Source organism: Qipengyuania xiapuensis (assembly GCF_019711395.1).
GTDB classification, from domain to species: domain Bacteria; phylum Pseudomonadota; class Alphaproteobacteria; order Sphingomonadales; family Sphingomonadaceae; genus Qipengyuania; species Qipengyuania xiapuensis.
On the sequence record NZ_JAIGNL010000001.1, the window covers coordinates 1759055 to 1775947 of the forward strand.

Annotated in this window: 19 protein-coding genes and 1 tRNA gene; 8 read left to right on the top strand and 12 right to left on the bottom strand. The window is 62.9% G+C overall.

The window, feature by feature from the left end:
* Window positions 1–20: 20 nt before the first annotated feature.
* The 7 genes from K3163_RS08885 to K3163_RS08915 form a co-directional block, all read right to left on the bottom strand.
* Entirely contained in the window at window positions 21–572 is a 552-nt protein-coding gene (locus K3163_RS08885) for a hypothetical protein (RefSeq protein ID WP_221553868.1), read from the bottom strand.
* Window positions 569–1594 carry an aspartate-semialdehyde dehydrogenase gene (locus K3163_RS08890; RefSeq protein WP_221553869.1) on the bottom strand — a complete coding sequence of 342 codons (1026 nt, stop codon included), beginning with the start codon at window positions 1592–1594 and terminating at the stop codon, window positions 569–571. Before K3163_RS08890 ends, K3163_RS08885 begins: the two co-directional genes overlap by 4 nt.
* A gap of 85 nt (window positions 1595–1679) precedes the next feature.
* Window positions 1680–3926 carry a S9 family peptidase gene (locus tag K3163_RS08895; protein WP_221553870.1) on the bottom strand — a complete coding sequence of 749 codons (2247 nt, stop codon included), beginning with the start codon at window positions 3924–3926 and terminating at the stop codon, window positions 1680–1682.
* A gap of 407 nt (window positions 3927–4333) precedes the next feature.
* A complete protein-coding gene (gene rplS, locus K3163_RS08900) occupies window positions 4334–4702 on the bottom strand; it encodes a 50S ribosomal protein L19 (RefSeq protein WP_247712499.1) in 369 nt (122 codons plus the stop codon).
* Window positions 4703–4714: 12 nt separating this feature from the next.
* Window positions 4715–5440, bottom strand: a complete 726-nt coding sequence (gene trmD / locus K3163_RS08905) for a tRNA (guanosine(37)-N1)-methyltransferase TrmD (RefSeq protein WP_221553871.1) — start codon at window positions 5438–5440, stop codon at window positions 4715–4717.
* Window positions 5437–5637: a hypothetical protein gene (locus K3163_RS08910; RefSeq protein ID WP_221553872.1), complete on the bottom strand. Its 201-nt coding sequence runs from the start codon at window positions 5635–5637 to the stop codon at window positions 5437–5439. The genes trmD and K3163_RS08910 overlap by 4 nt, the downstream gene beginning before the upstream one ends.
* A gap of 8 nt (window positions 5638–5645) precedes the next feature.
* The gene (locus K3163_RS08915) at window positions 5646–6596 is read right to left on the bottom strand and encodes a carbon-nitrogen hydrolase family protein (RefSeq protein ID WP_221553873.1); all 951 of its coding nucleotides are present in this window, start codon (window positions 6594–6596) and stop codon (window positions 5646–5648) included.
* Window positions 6597–6654: 58 nt separating this feature from the next.
* Here K3163_RS08915 and K3163_RS08920 point away from each other — a divergent pair, with 58 nt between their 5' ends.
* A complete protein-coding gene (locus K3163_RS08920; protein WP_221553874.1) occupies window positions 6655–7575 on the top strand; it encodes an NAD(P)/FAD-dependent oxidoreductase in 921 nt (306 codons plus the stop codon).
* On the opposite strand, the gene rimM is transcribed toward K3163_RS08920, so the two are convergent.
* The 5 genes from rimM to K3163_RS08945 form a co-directional block, all read right to left on the bottom strand.
* The gene (gene rimM, locus K3163_RS08925; protein WP_221428236.1) at window positions 7572–8057 is read right to left on the bottom strand and encodes a ribosome maturation factor RimM; all 486 of its coding nucleotides are present in this window, start codon (window positions 8055–8057) and stop codon (window positions 7572–7574) included. The genes K3163_RS08920 and rimM overlap by 4 nt on opposite strands.
* Before the next feature lie 8 nt (window positions 8058–8065).
* Window positions 8066–8569: a 30S ribosomal protein S16 gene (gene rpsP, locus K3163_RS08930; protein WP_221553875.1), complete on the bottom strand. Its 504-nt coding sequence runs from the start codon at window positions 8567–8569 to the stop codon at window positions 8066–8068.
* Window positions 8570–8608: 39 nt separating this feature from the next.
* Window positions 8609–10111 (bottom strand): signal recognition particle protein, encoded by a 1503-nt coding sequence (ffh, locus tag K3163_RS08935; protein WP_221428234.1) that lies wholly within the window; start codon window positions 10109–10111, stop codon window positions 8609–8611.
* A 177-nt stretch (window positions 10112–10288) separates the two neighbouring features.
* Window positions 10289–10364, bottom strand: a tRNA-Ala gene (locus K3163_RS08940).
* A 92-nt stretch (window positions 10365–10456) separates the two neighbouring features.
* Entirely contained in the window at window positions 10457–10798 is a 342-nt protein-coding gene (locus tag K3163_RS08945; protein ID WP_221428233.1) for a TIGR02300 family protein, read from the bottom strand.
* A 116-nt stretch (window positions 10799–10914) separates the two neighbouring features.
* Here K3163_RS08945 and aroA point away from each other — a divergent pair, with 116 nt between their 5' ends.
* The 7 genes from aroA (at window position 10915) to gloB (ending at window position 16892) form a co-directional block, all read left to right on the top strand.
* Entirely contained in the window at window positions 10915–12264 is a 1350-nt protein-coding gene (aroA, locus tag K3163_RS08950) for a 3-phosphoshikimate 1-carboxyvinyltransferase (protein ID WP_221553876.1), read from the top strand.
* Window positions 12261–12527 carry a CBU_0592 family membrane protein gene (locus K3163_RS08955; RefSeq protein ID WP_345719718.1) on the top strand — a complete coding sequence of 89 codons (267 nt, stop codon included), beginning with the start codon at window positions 12261–12263 and terminating at the stop codon, window positions 12525–12527. Before aroA ends, K3163_RS08955 begins: the two co-directional genes overlap by 4 nt.
* Window positions 12524–12889, top strand: a complete 366-nt coding sequence (locus K3163_RS08960; RefSeq protein WP_221553877.1) for a DUF805 domain-containing protein — start codon at window positions 12524–12526, stop codon at window positions 12887–12889. The genes K3163_RS08955 and K3163_RS08960 overlap by 4 nt, the downstream gene beginning before the upstream one ends.
* Before the next feature lie 12 nt (window positions 12890–12901).
* Window positions 12902–13519, top strand: a complete 618-nt coding sequence (locus K3163_RS08965; protein ID WP_221553878.1) for a (d)CMP kinase — start codon at window positions 12902–12904, stop codon at window positions 13517–13519.
* 161 nt (window positions 13520–13680) lie between these two features.
* Window positions 13681–14052 (top strand): hypothetical protein, encoded by a 372-nt coding sequence (locus K3163_RS08970; protein ID WP_221428229.1) that lies wholly within the window; start codon window positions 13681–13683, stop codon window positions 14050–14052.
* A gap of 249 nt (window positions 14053–14301) precedes the next feature.
* Window positions 14302–16005, top strand: coding sequence for a 30S ribosomal protein S1 (rpsA, locus tag K3163_RS08975; protein ID WP_221428228.1), 1704 nt, complete (start codon window positions 14302–14304; stop codon window positions 16003–16005).
* 131 nt (window positions 16006–16136) lie between these two features.
* The gene (gene gloB / locus K3163_RS08980; RefSeq protein WP_221553879.1) at window positions 16137–16892 is read left to right on the top strand and encodes a hydroxyacylglutathione hydrolase; all 756 of its coding nucleotides are present in this window, start codon (window positions 16137–16139) and stop codon (window positions 16890–16892) included.
* The last annotated feature ends 1 nt before the right edge of the window (window position 16893 follow it).

Here is a 16893-nt window from a genome sequence, read left to right on the forward strand (position 1 = left end):
AGTTATACATCCGAAGCCGCTTAACGGAAGAAGCAGCTCATTCCTGCCTGAAGCGCGGTGATTTCGTCACCCTCGCTGAAGCCGCGAATTGTGCCGTAGCTACTGGTGGTGAACTCGAACTCCCCGGGAAGCGTGGAGTCGATTTCGCGAACCTCGAAATCCTGTTTGAGATCGGACAGCTTTGTAACCCCCGGCTGCACCCCGTCGATGGTCATGACATCGTCGGATTCACGCAAGAACCAGCCGACGAACCTGTCGTCCTGATACGCGACCTGGAGTGGGCCCACGCCGCTGAACTCCATGGGGCCAGCGCCGCATTCCTCACTCGAGCTTTTCTCGGGCACCGTTTCGAAAGCGACCTCAAGCAACTTGTCGGCAGACTCCCTTGAGCCTCCGAACCTCGCAAAGCCCATTCCATTGCCGTATCGCTTTTGCATGCCGTTCTCGCCGACCACGAGGGTAGCGGTGTCCCAGACCTCATCGGATTGCGTCGCTGGGTCCTCGCTCTCTTGCGGCGAACCACAAGCGCCCAGTGCAAGTGGCAGGGCGAGAAGGAATGTCTTCTTGATCATCCCTTCTTAAGGCACTCGCGCCCGAGGAGTTCCGCGATCTGCACCGCATTGAGCGCTGCCCCCTTGCGAAGGTTGTCCGACACGCACCAGAGCGCGATGCCATTGTCGACCGTCGGATCGTCGCGCACGCGACTGATGTAGGTGGCGCTGTCGCCGGCGCTTTCGACCGGGGTGACATACCCTTCGTCTTCGCGCTTATCGATGAGCATGATGCCGGGAGCCTCGCGCAGGATTTCCTGCGCCTGCTCGGCAGAGAGTTCCCTTTCGAACTCGATGTTCACGCTTTCCGAATGGCCGACGAAGACCGGTACACGTACGCAGGTGGCGTTCAATTTGATCTTGGGGTCGAGGATCTTCTTGGTCTCGACCACCATCTTCCATTCTTCCTTGGTCGAACCATCGTCCATGAACACGTCGATGTGCGGGATGACGTTGAAGGCGATCTGCTTGGTGAACTTCACCGGTTCGATCGGGTCGCCGACGAAGATCGCGCGGCTCTGCTGGAACAGCTCGTCCATGCCCGCCTTCCCCGCGCCGGAAACCGACTGGTAGGTCGAGACGACGACGCGCTTGATCGTCGCCGCATCGTGCAGCGGCTTCAGTGCCACGACCAGCTGCGCCGTCGAGCAGTTGGGATTGGCGATGATGTTGCGCTTCTTGTAGTCGTGGATCGCATCCGGGTTCACCTCGGGCACGATCAGCGGCACGTCGGGGTCCATGCGGTAGAGCGAGCTGTTGTCGATCACGACGCAACCGGCAGCCGCCGCCTTGGGCGCATATTCCTTGGCCGGACCGCTGCCCGCCGCAAACAGCGCGATGTCCCAACCCGACCAGTCGAAATGCTCGATGTTCTTGCACTTGAGCATCTTGCCCGTGTCGCCGAATTCGACTTCGGTGCCGTGTGACCGCGAACTCGCGACCGCCGCAACCTCGTCACAGGGGAACTCGCGCTCGGCAAGGACCTGCATCATTTCGCGTCCGACATTCCCGGTCGCGCCGACTACGGCAACACGATAACCCACTGCATTTCTCCAATCAGTATTCGCCGCCGAGATAGCGATTGCCGCCGCGCCCGCAAGCGCACATTCGATTGCGGGCGCTAAAGCGTCACTCCGGCGGGGTCACACCGTGGCTTTCGAGGAAGCGGAACACGGTGTTGTAGCGGTGCGGCGAAATCTGCTCGCCCGACACGCGGTGCGTGTAGCCGGGATAGAGCATCATCTCGAAGGGCACGTTCGCTTCCTGCATGACCGAGATGATCTCGGTCGCATTCTCGAACACCACATTGTCGTCGGCCATGCCGTGGATCAGCAGCAGCGGATCGACGATCCTGGTCGCATCGGGGATGGCGGAGGCCTTCTCGTAGGCTTCCGCGTCATCCTGCGGCGTGCCCATGAAACGCTCGGTATAGTGGGTGTCGTAGAGCTCCCACTTGGTCACGGGAGCGCCCGAGATGCCGGCCGCGTAAAGCCCCGGATCGGCCTGCAGCTGCTTCAACGTCAAGTATCCGCCATAGGACCAGCCATCGATCGCGATCTTGTCCGGATCGACGAAATCGAGCGTCTTGAGGTATTCGGCACCCGCCTTCTGGTCGCGCACCTCGACCCCGCCCATGGCGCGGTAGATCGGCTGTTCGAAAGCCACGCCGCGATTGGCGCTGCCGCGATTGTCGAGCGCGAACCAGATGTAGCCCTTGTCGACGATCGCCTGACGCAGCGCGCCGTTCCAGCCCTTGTTGACGATCTGCGGACCCGGCCCGCCGTAGTGGTAGAAATAGACCGGGTACTTCTTGCCCGGCTCCATCTCGGGCGTGATCATCTCCCAGTAGAGCGGCGTGCCGTCTTCTGCGGGGATGGTGCCGTATTTCGTCGGCCGGTGGCTGGCGAGGAACGGCGCATAGGGATGGTCGCCGTCGAGCGCGTTCTCCTCGATCCACGCAAGACGCTTGCCGGTCGCATCGGCGATATAGCTCTGCGGCGGAGTATCGTCGTTGGAGCGCGAAATCAGGAGCGTCTGGCCCTTGCCGTCCATGCTGGCAGAGTGGGTGTAGCCCACTTCGGTCAGTCGTTCGACGCAGTGTGGGTCGCAGGACATGTCCAGAGCGTAGATGTGCTGCTCCAACACCCCGTCAGCATTGGCTTGAAAGTAGAGTCGCCCAGCATCGGAATTGTAGCCGAGTAGTTTGGTGACCACCCACGAGCCGCTGGTCAATTGGTGCCACTTATCGTCCTTGAGGAGATAGAGGTGGCCATAGCCATCTCGTTCCGACCACCAGATCAGCGAGCCATTATTCAGAAATTTGTAGTTGTCGGATAGATTGATCCAGTAGTCGTCGACCGCAGCATTCTCGGTGAAAATCACTTCGCTTGCACCCGTCGCAGGATCAACCTTGAGCATCTCGAGGATAGTCTGCTCGCGGTTCTGACGCTGGACATAGAGGTAATCGTCCGGAGCCCAATCGACACGGGCCACATAGATATCGGTGTTCTCGCCGAGATCGACCTTCACACGGTTGCTGCCATCCGGGTCCATCAGGAACAGCTCAACAATCGCGTTGTCCGATCCGGCCACCGGATAGCGCTGATCGAAGACCTTTGTCCCCGTAGCCCCGATGGCGGCGCGGGTGACGATGCCCACGGGGCTCTCATCGGTCCGCTGGACAGCGATCCGCTGATCATTGGGTCCCCACCAATATCCGGTGAGACGGCTCATTTCCTCCTGCGCGACGAACTCGGCCTCACCCCAGCGGATCGTGTCGCCTTCCTTGGGCGTGATCGGGGTAGCCTCGCCGCCGACTTCGCCAACCCACAGCTGGCGGTCGCGGACGAAGGAGACATACTTGCCCTTATTCGACAGCGAGGGGTTGAGTTCGCTTTCCTCGGTATCGGTCAGCCGCACCACATCACCGTCGATCCGCGCGAGGTAGAGATCGCCGTCGAGCGGGACGAGTACGCCGGTACCGTCGGAGGTCCACTGGTAGGAGATGATGCCCTTGAGGCTGCCGACGCGCGCACGTTCGCGCTGCATCTTCTCGTCCTCGGACAGCTCGCGGCCCGTGCCCAGCGCTTCGCTGTCGACCAGCATCGACCATTCGCTCGTCTCGCGGTCGTATGCCCAGAGGTCATAACGCGAGAGATCCTCTTTGCGGTTGCGCAGGACAGTGAGGTAGCGGCCATCGGGCGAAAGCTTCGCCTGGCGCGGGCTCGGCCCGTCGAGATCGGGCGATGCGAAAACGCGCTCGAAGGTAAGGTCCATGGCGGCAGTCTCCTGCGAATTTGCGTGATGGTCTGCCATGGCCGGCGAGACGAGGCTGGTACCGAGCGCGAGGGCAGCGGCGAGACGAAGCGATTTCATGTTCTCTCCCGAAAATCGTGTCGCCGCGTCCTCGCAATGCCTCGCCCCGATTGCAAGACGGAGCATGGTCGCAAAAGTTTTTATGCCTAATTTCGGGTTAAGTGCGCTTCCTTAAATCCTCTTAAGAAGCGGCTGCCAGAACATGTCTTGTCAACGGGAGGCCCTTTCCGGCTCACAGGCTTCCCCGAGGCATCAAGAGCGGGCCAATTCCGGCCCTATCATGATCCCCACGTGACAAGGGCGGCGTTTTCAGGAACGCCGCCCTTATTTCGTTTCGGGCTTGGGGCGGCGTTTTCAGGAACGCCGCCCTTATTTCGTTCTGGGCTAGCTTCCAGATATTCGAAACGCGGAATCGAAAAGGGCGGCCCGTGAGGACCGCCCTTCGATTTTTCGCTGTTGCGAGAAGCTTACGCCTTGGGCGCGTTGTCGCGGCGTTCCGCGATACGCGCGCGCTTGCCGGTGCGGCCGCGCAGGTAGTAGAGCTTCGCACGACGCACCACGCCGCGGCGGACTACGGTGATGCTGTCGACGATCGGCGAGTACAGCGGGAACACACGCTCCACGCCTTCACCGAACGAAAGCTTGCGGACAGTGAAGTTGCTGCCCATGCCGCGGTTCGAGCGGGCAATGACAACGCCTTCGAAATTCTGAATACGCTCGCGGTTGCCTTCCTTGACCTTCACGCCGACACGAACGGTGTCGCCGGCACGAAATTCCGGAACGTCCTTACCGAGGTTCTCGATAGCTTCCGCTTCGAGCTGCTGAATGAGGTTCATCGAACCAATTCCCTAATCTTTTCGCCGCGCGCCAGAGGCAGACTGGTCCCGATCGCCACTATAGCGATCCCAAAGGTCCGGCCTGCGTAACCGAGTGTCTTCCTCGCTCCTTGCCTTGCGCCAAGCAGCGATCTTCGCATGATCCCCCGATCGCAGCACTTCAGGGATCGTGCGCCCTTCCCATTCCTGAGGTCGGGTGTATTGCGGATATTCGATGAGCCCGTTCTCGTAGGACTCCTCGACTCCGCTATCGGGCGCGCCCATTACTCCGGGAAGCAGCCGAATGCAAGCGTCGAGTATGGCCAGCGCGGCAGTCTCTCCGCCCGACAGGACGATATCGGCAAGGCTCACCTCCTCGATCTGCGGATAATGCTCGAAAATCCGCTCGTCGAAGCCCTCGAAACGTCCGCAAAGGATGGCGACGCCGGGCCCGGCCGCGATCTCGCGAATACGCGCCTGGCTGATCGGCCTGCCGCGCGGGGTCATGGCGAGGATCGGCCTGCCCTCGCCCACGCTTTCGATAGCGGGGCCAAGGACATCGGCCTTGAGCACCATGCCCGCCCCACCGCCAGCCGGCGTATCATCGACCGTGCGATGCTTGTCCGTGGCAAAATCGCGGATCTGGACGGTCTCGCAAGACCAGTCCCCCCGATCGAGCGCCTTGCCCGCAAGCGACACGCCCAGCGGCCCGGGAAACATCTCGGGGTAAAGGGTGAGGATGGTGGCGGAGAAGGTCATTCGAAACCGTCCTGACTACGCCTGCGATTTGCGTTCAGTTTCTCGCGCAATAGCTGGAACGCCCGGAAGGCAATGAATGCAGCAATGATCCAGACAGGCGCGACCAGCATAAAATCGACCAGCGAGTCACGGGCTGGCGTGCCGTCCAAAAGACCGCAATCGTAGCAGCCATGCTCCATCGAAGGTGCTTCAACCAATTTAGTAGCTACCGCCAACTCACGCCGTCCTTTGCACCGGTATCGATCCTCAATTCGAACACATCAGGTCGCGAATAGTGACCGTCAGTATCGAGGCTTGCCAGCCCTTGCCCGATCTCACCGAGATCGAGATCGGCAAATAGCGTCTCTTCTCCCTCACCTGCCTGCGCGACGATCCGCGCATCGGGTGCGATGATCATCGAGCCGCCGCGATTGAGCGCCTCGCCCTCGATCGCCTCGATCAGGTCTTTCGCCGCCGCGTCTCCACCGGCGCGGTCAAGCCCGTCAAACAGATCGTCCTTTGCCTGCACCAGCCCTGCCGCCAGCACGAAGCAGCGGCCTTCCATCGCATAGTGCCGCGAGGCGAGCGCATATTCCTCGCGCACGGTGGGCCATGCCGCCACATGGACGCTCTCGCCGAGGTTGTGCATCGCTGCGCGCGCCAAGGGCATCCAGTGCTCCCAGCAGATAAGCGAGCCGACCTTGCCCCACTCCGCCTGGTGCACACCCAGCGTCGAGCCATCGCCGCGCATCCAGACCAATCGCTCGCCATGCGTGGGCACGAGCTTGCGGTGGTCGAGCACTGGCAGTCCGGGCCGGAAAGTCATCTGGTTGTTGTAGAGGCTCTGCCGCACCCGCTCGTGCGTGCCGATGCTGATGACTGCGCCGCTCTCGTCGCAAAGTTCCTGCAGCGGCAGCAGTCGCTCGTCATTCGCCACCACCGCCTGTTCGAGCAGGATGCGGTGCAGCGCCTTGGTGCCGGGATGGTCCCACAGCGCCGCGCCGGGCGCCTCGTCGAGCCACAGCGGATAGCCACCGAGGAAGGTCTCGCCGAAAGCTACAAGCTGCGCCCCGCCCTCCACGGCCTCGCGCGCAAGGCGGACGGCCTTCTCGATCCCGTCGCCGATGGCGAGCGGTATCGGGGCGGCCTGGACGATGGCGACTTTCAAAGTGCTCATGGGCCCAAGCGGTTAGCGCGGGCAGGACCGCTTGGCCATCCCGCGCGTTCACGGTAGCATGAGCGAGAATATCGACGATTGCATCATCGTGGGCGCAGGCCCGGCAGGCCTAACCGCTGCGATCTACCTCGCGCGCTACCACCTCGACATCCGCCTGTTCGACTGCGGCACCAGCCGCGCCAGCTGGATCCCGAAGAGCCATAATCATGCGGGCTTTCCCGAGGGTATCAACGGGAACGAGCTGCTCGAACGCATGCGCGAACAGGCGGCGAAATACGGGGCAATGCGCGAGCCGAAGCGGGTGACCGACCTCGCCAAGCCCGACGAATGCTTCACCGTCACCTGCGGCGATGAGACCTTCCGTGCCCGCACGGTCCTGCTGGCCACCGGCGTGGTCAACAACCGGCCCGAGGGCATCGAGGACCAACTGCACGATGAAGCCTTGTCGCGCGGTCTCATACGATATTGCCCCGTCTGCGACGGCTACGAGGTGACCGACAGGAAGGTCGCGGTGATCGGCACCGGAGACCACGGCACTGCCGAGGCGCAGTTCATCCGCACATTCACCGATGACATTACGTTGGTCTCGCCCGAGGGCGCGCATGAGCTTTCGGAGCAATGCAGCAAGGCGCTCGACGACGCGGGGATCGCCTGTGTCGAGGGACCGTGCGGTGGCTTCGCCATCGACGGAGACCGGATCGCGTTCGACACCGATGAGGGCCGGATGGCGTTCGATTCCATGTATCCCGCGCTCGGGTCGGTCGTGCGCTCGGGCCTTGCGAGGAAATGCGGCGCCAAGGTCAGCGATGGCGACTGCATCGAGGTCGACGACCACTACGAGACCAGCGTCCCCGGCCTCTTCGCGGCAGGCGACGTGGTGGTCGGGCTCGACCAGATCAGCGCGGCGATGGGCCAGGCGGGGATTGCCTCGACGACGATCCGCAACCGGCTCGCCGAGAAGATGCCGCTGCGTCGCTAGTCGACGAAATCGGCGTTGAGGGTCAGTTTCTCGGCATCCCAGCCGGGAACCGCCTGCTCGGTCAGCGGGACCATGAATTTCTTGCCGTCAGGTTTTTCGATCTCGACGATCTCGGTCGCGCCGAAATTCTCGACTGCGCAGACACGGCCGACCTCGTCACCGGCATCGGTAACGACAGGCAGGCCCAGCAGGTCGGAATAGTAGAATTCGCCCTCTTCGAGCGCGGGAAGCGCGCTGCGGGGGACGGTCAGCACAGTGCCGCGCAGGGCCTCGGCTGCATTGCGGTCTGCAACTTCGGCAAAGCGCGCGATGGCGCCGCCCTTATTGTCGCTGCGGACCTTGGAAAGCGTCAGTGCGCCCTCATTGAAGCTCTTGTGGGGTTTGAGGCCCTCAAGCCCCTCCCCGAACAGCTTCAGACGGACTTCGCCCGCCACGCCATGCGCACCGGTGACGGCGGCCAGCGTGACGGGCTTGTCCTGCATGGGAGAGATTACTCGCCCTTGTCTTCTTCAGCGGCTTCCTCAGCCGGTGCTTCTTCAGCTGCAGCTTCTTCGGCCGGAGCTTCTTCAGCAGCTGCTTCTTCAGCCGGAGCTTCGGCTTCAGCAGCTTCAGCGTTCTGGGCTTCTTCTTCAGCAGCCTTGGCAGCTTCTTCAGCTTCAGCGGCCTTGGCGGCCTTCTCTTCAGCGCGTTCCTTGGCGGCTTCGCCCGGCTCACCCTTCTTCGGGTTGTTCTTCGGCGCACGCTCGAGGATGCCGGCGGCGTCGAGGAAGCGGTGGACGCGGTCCGACGGGGTCGCGCCGACCGACAGCCAGTGACGTGCACGGTCTTCGTCGAGCTTCACGCGCTCGCCCGAATCCTTCGGCAGCATCGGGTTGTAGGTGCCGATCTGCTCCAGGTACTTGCCGTCACGCGGGCTGCGCGAATCCGACACGACGATGCGGTAGTAAGGACGCTTCTTCGCGCCACCGCGCGAGAGACGAATTGCAACTGCCATTTTACTTCACCTTTCGAATGTAAATTTCTGTAATTTCGATTATTTCTTGTTCAACATGTCACGCAGGTCGGGCGGAAGCGTGTCCGGGTCGACCGAGGGGCCGTTCCCGCCGCTTCCAAGACCAGGAAGGCCGCCCATCGGACCGGGGCCACCCGGTCCGCCGAGACCCGGCATCGCGGCGCCGAGGCCGCCCTTGCCGAACAGCGCGCCGAGACCCTTGAGGCCGCCCATCTTCTTGATCTGCTTCATGGCCTTGGCCATTTCCTGGTGCATCTTGAGCACCTTGTTCACGTCCTGGACCTGCGTGCCTGACCCTGCTGCCACGCGCTTCTTGCGCTTCGCGTTGAGCAGCTTGGGACGCTTGCGTTCCTTGGGCGTCATCGAACCGATGATCGCGTCCATGTGGATCAGGACCTTGTCGTCCATGCCCGAGGCCTGCATCGCGGCCTTGGCCTTCTTCATGCCCGGCATCATGCCCGCGAGCGCGCCGAGGCCGCCCATGTTCTGCATCTGCTTGAGCTGCATGCGCAGGTCGTCGAGGTCGAACTCGCCCTTCGCCATCTTCTTGGCGAGAGCTTCGGCCTCTTCTTCCTTGATCGTGGCGGCAGCCTTCTCGACGAGGCTGACGACATCGCCCATGCCAAGGATACGGCCGGCAACGCGCGAAGGATCGAATGCCTCGATCGCGTCGAGCTTTTCGCCCGTACCTGCAAACTTGACCGGCTTGCCGGTGACATAGCGCATCGAGAGCGCCGCACCGCCGCGTGCATCGCCGTCCATGCGGGTGAGCACCACGCCGGTGAGCGGCACTTCGCCGGTAAAGCTCTGCGCGACGTTTACCGCGTCCTGGCCGGTCAGGCTGTCGACCACCAGCAGCACCTCGGTGGGTGCCGATACGGTGGAAATCGCCTTCATTTCGGCCATCAGTGCTTCGTCGACGTGGAGACGGCCCGCGGTGTCGAGCAGCAGCACGTCGGCAGCCTGCAGCTTGGCGGCTTCCATCGCGCGGCGCGCGATATCGACCGGCTGCTGGCCGGGGACGATCGGCAGGGTGGCAACATCGACCTGCTCACCCAGAACCTTGAGCTGTTCCTGCGCAGCCGGACGATTGACGTCGAGCGAAGCCATCATCGACTTCTTGCCGTGCTTCTCCTTGAGGAGCTTGCCCAGCTTGGCAGTCGTGGTCGTCTTACCCGAGCCCTGCAGGCCGACCATCATGATGACGACCGGGGGCTTGGCGTTGAGGTTCAGTTCGCGCGGTTCGGCATCTTCGCCGGTGCCGCCGAGCATCTCGACGAGCTCGTCATTGACGATCTTGACGACCTGCTGCCCGGGCGTGACCGACTTGAGGACTTCCGAACCGATCGCTTTCTCGGTGACCGCATCGATGAAGCGGCGGACGACGGGGAGCGCGACATCGGCTTCGAGGAGCGCGATGCGAACCTCGCGCATGGCCTCGCGCACGTCGCTTTCGGTCAGCGCACCGCGGCCCTTGAGCTTGTCAAAGACGTTTCCGAGCCGGTCGGACAGATTGTCGAACATGTCTGTTCTACTCCTTCCGAACCCGATCAGGTCCGAATAAACGCGAAAAACGCCGGCGGACGAGAACTCGTCGGCCAGCGTGGGGCGTACCCCTATGGAAACCCAAGTTTTATCCCGGGTGTGGTGGAAGCAAGCCGCAGCCGTCGCCACGGCCTGCTACCATCAAATCCGGGAAAATGGTGGAGCCTAGCGGGATCGAACCGCTGACCTCTACAATGCCATTGTAGCGCTCTCCCAGCTGAGCTAAGGCCCCGAGCCATTTTCGAACCGACGCATCCTGGGAGGTGCATCGCCCTTGCGGGAGGCGCCCAATATAAGGGGCCTCGCCGCAATGCAACAGCTAAATTAGCTTTCGTCCGCGTCGTCGTCGTCGCCCTTGGACTTGGTTTCGACACCGAGGTCGTCGTCACCGCCAAGATCGACTTCATTGTCGGGCGAATCGTCGTCTTCGTCGATGTCGATGTCCAGATCGTCATCGTCGTCGCCGGACAGATCGCTGTCGGCTTCGCCCTTCTTGTCCTTCTTCTCTTCCTCGGCGAGGATCGGCTGCTTGGACTTGAGCACGGGCTCGGGCGTCCACTCTTCACCGCATTCGATGCAGGTGACGGGATCGTCCTTGTTAAGATCGTAGAAGCGGGTGCCGCAGTTCGGGCAGGTCCGCTTGGTGCCCCATTCCGGTTTGACCATGTGTAATCCTTGGATTTGCCGCCCCGCGCATCGTGCGACAGGGCCGTGAATTCGTAATTGTATTGATGGGTACCTGCTGGGCAGGAATCAACAGCGCGCGCGCCTTGCCAGAACCCATGTGCGCTGTCAAAGCGCGGCCTTCATATGGATACGCATTCGTGACACTTCATCGCTTTACCTCCCGAGGCCCGCTGACCGGACGCATTCGTGTGCCCGGCGACAAGTCGATCAGCCACCGCGCCCTGATGTTCGGCGCGCTCGCTGTCGGACGAAGCCGCATTTCCGGCCTGCTGGAGGGCGAAGACGTGCTCGCCACCGCCGCTGCCCTGCGTGCGATGGGTGCAAGCATCGAGAAAGACGGTGACGACTGGATCGTCGACGGTGTCGGCGTGGGCACGCTGCTCCAACCCGAGGGCGCGCTCGACATGGGCAACTCGGGCACCTCGACCCGGCTCCTGATGGGCCTCGTCGCCAGTCACGGGATCACGGCGACTTTCACGGGCGATGCGAGCCTGTCCAAGCGACCCATGGGCCGCGTGATCGACCCGCTGTCGACAATGGGCGCGAGTTTCACTCCCTCCCCCGGCGGCACGCTGCCGCTGGTCATGGAAGGAATGCAGCCAGCCGTCCCGATCAGCTACCGCCTGCCCGTTGCCTCCGCGCAGGTGAAGAGCGCGGTGTTGCTGGCCGGTCTCAACACGCCGGGAACGACCACGGTGATCGAGCCGGTCCCGACCCGCGATCATACCGAGCGCATGCTGCGCGGTTTCGGTGTCGAGGTGCGGGTCGAGGAAACGGACGGCGAGCGCATCATCAAGGTGACCGGGCCGTGCGACCTCGAACCTTGCGACATTACGGTTCCGGGCGACCCGTCCTCGGCGGCATTCTTTGCCGTGGCCGCCAGTATCGTTCCGGTCAGCGACCTCGTGATCGAGAATGTCGGCCTCAATCCCACCCGCGACGGCATCTACCGCGTGCTCGAGCAGATGGGCGCGGACATCCAGTATATTGACCGCCGCGAAGTGGGCGGCGAGCCCGTTGCCGACCTGCGTGTGCGCCACGCTCAGCTCAAGGGCATCGAGGTCGATCCCGAGATCGCGCCCAGCATGATCGACGAGTTCCCCGTGCTCTTCGTCGCTGCCGCAATGGCCCAAGGAACGACCGTCACCAGCGGCCTCGAAGAACTTCGCGTCAAGGAAAGCGACCGCCTAGCCGCCATGGCAGCCGCATTGAAGCTGGCAGGCGCCGCAGTGGAAGAGCGTGATGACGGCCTCGTCATCCAGGGAAGCGGCGGGAAGCCTCTGGCCGGCGGCGGCCCCGTCACCACCCATCTCGACCACCGTATTGCCATGAGTATGGCGGTCGCAGGGCTTGCGAGCGCCGAGGGCGTCGAGATCGACAGCACCGAGCCCATCGCCACCAGCTTCCCGAACTTCATGGACCTGATCGAGGAAGCAAGCGCGTGACCGACCAGCTCGACATCTACACCCTGATCGGTTTCGTCGGCATGGCCTGCATCATCGCGGCCTATGCCTACCTGACCCACAAGGACGAGCCGAACCCGTTCATCCTCCATGGGACCAACCTAACGGGCGCGGCGCTTCTCACGGTCTCGCTGCTGGTCCACACCAACTGGCCGAGCCTGGTGCTCGAAGGGTTCTGGGCGGCAATTGCGATTTGGGGCCTCGCCAAGGCGCTGAAGGAGCGCCGGAGAACCTCCGGGCAATGAAGCAGGCGCTCGTTCGCTTCTGGGACCGGATCCGCAGGGAGAACCTGCTCTTCAACTTCCACGGCCGAGCAACGCGGCGCGAATTCCTGCTTTTCACCACCCTCGCCCTCGCGACGATCGGCCTGGCTGCTGCAGTGGGCACCGACATTTTCTCGATCGTCGTCGCGCTGCTGGGACTTTTCATCTTCCTTGCAGCGAGCGCGCGCAGGCTTCATGACACGGGCTTCAGCGCCTGGTCGCTCCTCCTCCTTGCCATCCCCTATATCGGGATCGGAATGTACCTGTTCTTCGTTTTCACTGCCGGCGAGAAGGGCCCGAACCAATACGGACCCAACCCCCGCTTCAGGCCGGACACTTATTGAGAGCTCCCAACCATGATCATCGCCGTCGACGGACCGACCGCCAGCGGAAAGGGCACGATTGCCAAGGCGCTGGCCGAGCATTTCGGTCTCCCGCATCTCGATACCGGACTGCTCTATCGCGCGGTGGGATACCAGTGCGCGCGTGACGGCGGAGAGCCCAATTCGCTGGACGACGCGCTGGCCGCCTGCGCCTTCGACGACAGCCTGCTCGATGACCCGGTCCTCCGCAGCGAGGAAGTCGGCGGCCTTGCAAGCCGTGTCTCGGTTCACAATGCCGTCCGCCAGGCGCTCTACGATAGGCAGCGCGCCTTCGCGACGCAGGAAGGTGGCGCCGTCCTCGACGGCCGCGATATCGGCACCGTCATCGCTCCCGAGGCCGAGGCGAAGCTGTTCATCACCGCCAGCGTCGAAGCGCGCGCGCAGCGCCGCTATCTCGAAATGCGCGGCCGCGGTGACGATGTGACGCTGGAAGAGATCCAGGAAGACCTGCGGCGCCGTGACGAACGCGACCGAAACCGTGAGGTCGCGCCGCTCATTCCTGCCGAAGATGCAATGGTCATCGACACCAGCGCGCTCGGCAAGGAAGAGGCCATCGCCGCCGCGATCGAGGCCGTGAAGCAGGCGATCTAGCCTCCTTTTCGCGCTACTTGCCAATACCGCCGCAAAGGCGCAGGATACCGCCGTTTCCAGCTTGGTCGCCAATAGGTCGCGCTCGGGTCGCTGCATGACAGCGAAACGCACGGTGCAACAGCGCAGGCTGCGCTTCTCTGTCCATCATGAGGAGAGAAGCAATGAAGAAGACCCTTATCCTTGCCGCCCTTATCGGACTGGCCGCCACTCCGGCGCAGGCCGAACATTGGGACGTGATCGGATCGAAGCTGAAGGATGGCTGCTCGATGGGCACCTACATGGCCATCGTGAAAGACTTCAACGAGTGGGGTAAGGCCCACGGTTACAAGGCGACAATCCTGACCCCGATCCAGGACCGCGATCTCGAGACCTTCTGGTGGATCGGCAGGACCAAGGATGCAGCGACGTTCGGAGCGGCGTGGGACGCATGGCGCGACGCAATGGCCGACCCCAATTCGACCGAGGCAAAATTGCAGGCGCGGTTCGACAAGTGCTCGGTTGATAATTCGCGCAGCGGATACGACGCCTGGTAGGCGGCGATCGGCCCGAAAATGCGGGCGCGCCCGAAGTGCCATTTCCCTTGCTTTCCTGCGGGGTTTGGCCTAGGCGCGCGCCCGTTCACCAAATCCCCCGGATTCGATGGACCTTCGCGGCGGCATCCGGCCTCGCGGAGAACTCGGCCCTCTTGCCCCGTTAGCCACCGCAATGGTGCGGCGGAGACGGGTAAAGACCCCGGTAAAACCGGTGGCCGGTAGCAAAACGAACTTAGGACTACACAACTCATGGCAACCTCAGCCAACCCCACCCGCGACGATTTCGCCGCGATGCTCGACGAGCAGCTCGGCGGCGCCGATGACGGCGGCTTCGAAGGCCGCGTCGTCAAGGGCACCGTCACCGCCATCGAAAACGGCATGGCGCACATCGATGTCGGCCTGAAGAGCGAAGGCCGCGTCGACCTCAAGGAATTCATGCGCGGCGAAGACGAGCACGGCCTCGAAGTCGGCTCGGAAGTCGAAGTTTTCGTCGACCGCATCGAGAACGCAGACGGCGAAGCAATGCTGTCGCGCGACCGTGCACGCCGCGAAGCCGCATGGGACAAGCTTGAAAGCGAGTTCGGTGAAGGAAAGCGCGTCGAAGGCCGCATCTTCGGCCGCGTCAAGGGCGGCTTCACCGTCGACCTCGACGGCGCCGTGGCCTTCCTGCCCGGTTCGCAGGTCGACATCCGCCCCGTGCGCGACGTCACCCCGCTGATGGACATGGCCCAGCCCTTCCAGATCCTGAAGATGGACCGCCGCCGCGGTAACATCGTCGTCTCGCGCCGTGCGGTCCTCGAAGAGACCCGTGCAGAACAGCGCAGCGAACTGATCGACAAGCTGGCTGAAGGCCAGGTGATCGACGGCGTCGTCAAGAACATCACCGACTACGGCGCATTCGTCGACCTCGGCGGTATCGACGGCCTGCTCCACGTCACCGACATGAGCTACAAGCGCGTCAACCACCCGAGCGAAATGATCGAGATCGGCCAGACCGTGACCGTCCAGATCATCCGCATCAACGAAGAGACCCAGCGCATCAGCCTCGGCATGAAGCAGCTGGAATCGGATCCGTGGGATGGCGTTTCGGCCAAGTACCCGGTCGGCATGAAGCTGACGGGCACCGTCACCAACATCACCGAATACGGCGCATTCGTCGAAATCGAGCCGGGCATCGAAGGCCTGGTCCACGTTTCGGAAATGAGCTGGACCAAGAAGAACGTCCACCCGGGTAAGATCGTCTCGACCTCGCAGGAAGTCGAAGTCATGGTCCTCGAAGTGGACAGCGAGAAGCGCCGCATTTCGCTCGGCCTCAAGCAGGCCCAGCGCAATCCGTGGGAAGAGTTCGCCGAGAAGCACCCGGTGGGCACGAAGGTCGAAGGCGAAGTCAAGAACGCCACCGAATTCGGCCTGTTCATCGGCCTCGATGGCGACGTCGACGGCATGGTCCACATGTCGGACATCGCATGGGGCATCTCGGGTGAAGACGCTCTGGCCCTCCACCGCAAGGGCGAGCAGGTCGAAGCCGTCGTTCTCGACGTCGACGTCGACAAGGAACGCATCAGCCTCGGCATGAAGCAGCTCGAAAAGGGCGCTCCGACCGAAGCCGGCGCACAGAGCGACCTGCGCAAGAACCAGGTCGTCACCGTCACCGTCCTCGAAGTCCGCGATGGCGGCCTCGAAGTCCAGGTCGGCGAAGATGGCGCAACCGGCTTCATCAAGCGTTCGGACCTCGGCCGCGACCGCGACGAGCAGCGTCCGGATCGCTTCCAGCCGGGTGCCAAGGTTGACGCCATGGTCACCGGTTTCGACCGTTCGAAAAAGCCGACCTTCTCGATCAAGGCGCGTCAGATCGCCGAAGAGAAGGAAGCAGTTGCACAGTTCGGTTCGTCGGACTCGGGCGCATCGCTCGGCGACATCCTCGGCGAAGCGCTGAAGAAGAAGGAAGACTAAGCTCTTCCACCCTTCTCAAGGGTAATCAGGAAGGCCCGCTTGCTCTCAGTAGCAGGCGGGCCTTTCCCTTTGGCGCTGGCGGGCCTAGCCTCTGTCCTGAAGCAGCGAAGCGATAGGACAGACAAAAACCCATGCTCGAAGTTCACCAGTTCCCCTGCCTGTCCGACAATTACGGATTCCTCCTCCACGATCCCGACAGCGGCGAGACTGCGGCGATCGATACGCCCGACGGCAAGGAATACCTGCGCCAGGCCGAGGCCAAGGGCTGGACGATCACCCAGATCTGGAACACGCACTGGCACCCCGACCACGCGGGCGGGAACAAGGACATCGTCGAGGCTACCGGCGCCAAGGTCACCGCGCCGCAGGAGGTGGAGAAGCTCACCCCGATCGACCGCGTCGTCGGCAATGGCGACAGCGTCTCGCTGGGCGACTGGAAGGCCCGCGTGATCGACGTTTCGGGCCACACCAATGGCCACATAGCCTATCACATCGCAGAGGCCGACACGGCCTTCGTGGGCGACAGTCTCTTTGCGCTGGGTTGCGGACGGATGTTCGAAGGAAAACCCGAACAGTTCTGGCACAGCCTCGAACGCCTTCGGCAGATGCCCGAGAACACGCAGATCTACTGCGCGCACGAATATACCGAGGCGAATGCCAAGTTCGCGCTGCATGCCGATCCCGACAATGCCGAACTCCAGCTCTACGCGGCGCGGGTCGAGGAGAAACGCGCCAAGGGTGAACCGACCGTCCCTACCGTCCTCTCGCGAGAACTCGGCACCAATCCCTTCCTGCGTGCCGACAGCGCCGACATGCGCGATCGCTGGGGTGGGACCACGCCCGCGGAGACTTTCGCGGCGCTGCGCGCTGCCAAGGACAATTTCTGAG